This window comes from Steroidobacter sp., from assembly GCF_016790065.1.
GTDB lineage: Bacteria > Pseudomonadota > Gammaproteobacteria > Steroidobacterales > Steroidobacteraceae > Steroidobacter.
In genome coordinates this window covers 1-3,289 of the sequence record NZ_JAEUPY010000370.1, presented here as the reverse complement: position 1 = coordinate 3,289, position 3,289 = coordinate 1, and the positions used below count along the sequence as shown (strand labels likewise).

Genomic DNA, 3,289 nt, shown 5'->3' with positions numbered 1-3,289 from the left:
ACCACCGTGAGTCGCTTGGTGACGGTCCGCGTGGAAGGTGTGGCCTCGGTGGTTGGTACAGTGCGGGCGACCGATCCGGATTTTTATCTGTTGCGTCAGGGGGCAGTGGTGTTGGCCGGTAACAGCACTGTGGACTTCCTGGAGGAGAGCAGCCAATTCCAGTTGCCCGCAGGAAAGTATGTGCTCGACGTATTCGATTACGACACCGTCGGCGCCGGACAACCACGGTGCATGACCGTGAGCATCACCGGTACCTGAGCAAAAAGAAGCGCGTCATAATAGAGGCATGAGCAGGATGAAGCTTTTACCGCGGCGATTGCTGCCTTGTGTTCCGATGGCCACTCTGGTGCTGCTGGCTGCCTGTAGCTCCGAGCCCGGGCCCGAAGCGGCTGCGCCGTCACAGGCTGCGGCCAAGCCCACGGCCGCACGACCCGGCGACGAAACGGCAACGTTTGCCAAAGCAGTCAGCGACGGCAAGCCGGGCGCAGCGGTGAACATCCGCTATGACTTCAGCGCCAAGCCGAGCGTCGGTACGCCGACGGAGCTGGATGTGGCGTTCATCCCGAGCGCCGGCGTCGACTCGCTGGAAGCGACCTTGAGCGGCATGGAAGGCATCACCTTGGCCGGGCCGTTACAGGCCAGCTTCAACTCGGTGGAGTCGGGCAAGGCCTATCGTCACAAGCTGTCGGTGCTGCCGGATCGCACCGGGGTGTTCTACATCACGGCTTCGGTCAACACCCAGATCGCCGGCTCGATGCTGAACCGCACGTTTTCGATTCCGTTCGTGGTCGGCCAGCCGGTGGTGCAGCAGAAGCCTGCGCCGGCCACCGACGCCAAAGGCGAGGCCATCGAGCCCATGAAGGCTGAGGAAAGCACTCAGCCCAAGAACAAATGACCGCGCCCTGAAACGGGGCGCAAAGCGCCAGGGCCGTAGGCCTTGGCCTGCTCATAGCGGCGTCTGGGCGGACCCGGCGGCGGCATTTATATAAATATTGTGTGGCGAAGGTGGCTGTTGGGGCGTTGTGACTCTACAATGCGCCCCTTTTTGCCCTCCCACCGGTCCCCCGAGTGTCCACCTCCCAGCTCCGTAACATCGCCATCATCGCTCACGTCGATCATGGCAAGACCACCCTGGTCGATAAACTTCTGACGCAGTCGGGCACGCTCGACGCGCGCAAAGCTGTGCCCGAGCGAGTCATGGATTCGAACGCGCTCGAGAAAGAGCGTGGCATCACCATTCTCGCCAAGAACACTGCCATTCGTTGGCGCGACTTCCGTATCAACATCGTCGATACCCCGGGCCACGCTGACTTCGGCGGCGAAGTGGAGCGAGTGTTGTCGATGGTCGATTCGGTGCTGTTGCTGGTCGATGCGGTCGACGGCCCGATGCCGCAGACCCGCTTCGTCACCCAGAAAGCGTTCTCGCACGGCCTGCATCCGATCGTGGTGATCAACAAGATCGACCGGCCCGAGGCTCGTCCGAGCTGGGTGCTGGATCAGACCTTCGATCTGTTCGACAAGCTCGGCGCATCCGAGTCGCAACTCGACTTCCCAGTGGTGTACGCGTCGGCGCTCCGAGGCATTGCCGGCAATGCGCCGGACCAGATGGGCACCGACATGACCGCGTTGTATGAAGCCATCATCAAGCACTGTCCGCCGCCGGACGTGAACGAAGATGGTCCGCTGCAGTTGCAGGTCAGCCAGCTCGATTACTCGAGCTACGTCGGTGCGATCGGCATCGGTCGTATCAAGCGCGGCAAGATTCGTAAGAACAGCCCCGTCGCAGTGGTCGATAAAGACGGCAAGGTGCGTAACGAGCGCGTCATGCAGGTGCTGGGCTTCCTCGGCCTGGATCGCGTCGAAGTGGAAGAGGCGAGCGCAGGCGACATCGTCGCGTTCTCCGGCATCGAGCATCCGCAGATTTCCGATACCGTTTGCGATCCGATCAAGCCCGAAGGCTTGCCGGCGCTGGTGGTCGACGAACCGACCATCAGCATGACGTTCGAGGTGAACACCTCACCGTTCTGCGGCAAGGAAGGTAAGTTCGTTACCAGCCGTCAGATTCGCGAGCGTCTGGAGCGTGAAGTGCGCCATAACGTGGCGCTGCGCGTGGAAGACACGGGCGATCCGGATAAATTCCAGGTCTACGGTCGCGGCGAATTGCATCTCGGCGTGTTGCTCGAAAACATGCGTCGCGAAGGTTATGAGCTCGCTGTTTCGCGTCCTCGCGTCGTGCAGAAAGAAGTCGACGGCGTGATGTGCGAGCCGTGGGAAACGCTTGCGGTCGATATCGACGAAGGCTCACAGGGCTACGTCATGCAGGCGCTCGGCGAGCGCGGCGGCCAGCTCACCAACATGGTCCCGGACGGCAAGGGCCGCGTGCGTCTGGACTACAAGATTCCGTCGCGTGGTTTGATCGGTTTCCAAACCGACTTCCGCACCATGACGTCGGGCTTGGGTCTGATGCATCACATCTTCGATCACTTCGGTGCGGTGCTGGACAAGGAAGTGGGGCAGCGCCAGAACGGCGTGCTGATTTCCAACGGCCAGGGCAAGGCGCTGGCCTATGCGCTGTTCAGCTTGCAGGAACGCGGCAAGCTGATGGCCTCGCACGGCGATGAAGTGTACGAAGGCCAGATCATCGGCATTCATAGCCGCGACAACGATCTGGTGGTGAATCCGCTCAAGGCCAAGAAGCTCACCAACATGCGCGCCGCTGGTCGTGACGAGAACCTGATTCTGGTGCCGCCGATTCGTTACTCGCTCGAACAAGCGATGGAATTCATCGCCGACGATGAGCTGGTGGAAGTCACGCCGCACAACATTCGGGTGCGCAAGCGCTTGCTCAAGGAGAACGATCGCAAGCGGGCCGGTTACAAGTCGTCGTCGGAAGACTCGGACGAATAGTTTTTCGTTGGTTGAGTTTCGGCCGGAAGACCCACCCTCGCGGTGGGTCTTTCAGTTTTGACACAGACTAAATCCACCTGACAGCGCCTCCCTGTCTCCATCATCAGACATAACCCCTGAGCACCACTCAGTGCTTCACTGGCCTTTCACATAAAACCGGGAGCCATTTCACACCTCCTTGACCGTCAACCTCTTACGATCCTGCGTCATAGGTATTGCTCACAGTAACAAGCGGGGACGGGACGGTGCATCGGCTGCTCAACCAGCAGATTCGGGAGGCGACGCGTTCCGACGGAGAGTTGGACCTCGGCAAATTGCTTGCTGTGGTCAGCAGTGCCTATAGCAAAACCGATGAAGAACGCCGCGGCATCGTGCGTTCCAT

Annotated in this window: 3 protein-coding genes; all 3 read left to right on the top strand. The window is 60.6% G+C overall.

Annotated elements, in window-relative coordinates; translation table 11 throughout:
* The coding region (locus tag JNL55_RS15260; protein ID WP_293855007.1) for a hypothetical protein at positions 1-258 on the top strand (258 nt) is incomplete at its 5' end.
* 76 nt (positions 259-334) lie between these two features.
* Positions 335-895 carry a hypothetical protein gene (locus JNL55_RS15255; protein WP_293855004.1) on the top strand — a complete coding sequence of 187 codons (561 nt, stop codon included), beginning with the start codon at positions 335-337 and terminating at the stop codon, positions 893-895.
* A gap of 173 nt (positions 896-1,068) precedes the next feature.
* On the top strand, positions 1,069-2,907 hold the full coding sequence (gene typA / locus JNL55_RS15250) for a translational GTPase TypA (protein ID WP_293855001.1): 1,839 nt from the start codon (positions 1,069-1,071) through the stop codon (positions 2,905-2,907).
* Positions 2,908-3,289 lie beyond the last annotated feature (382 nt).

Coding starts and splice junctions, on each gene's coding strand:
- JNL55_RS15255 (WP_293855004.1), top strand. CDS start 335: ATGGCCACTCTGGTGCTGCTGGCTGCCTGTAGCTCCGAGCCCGGGCCC.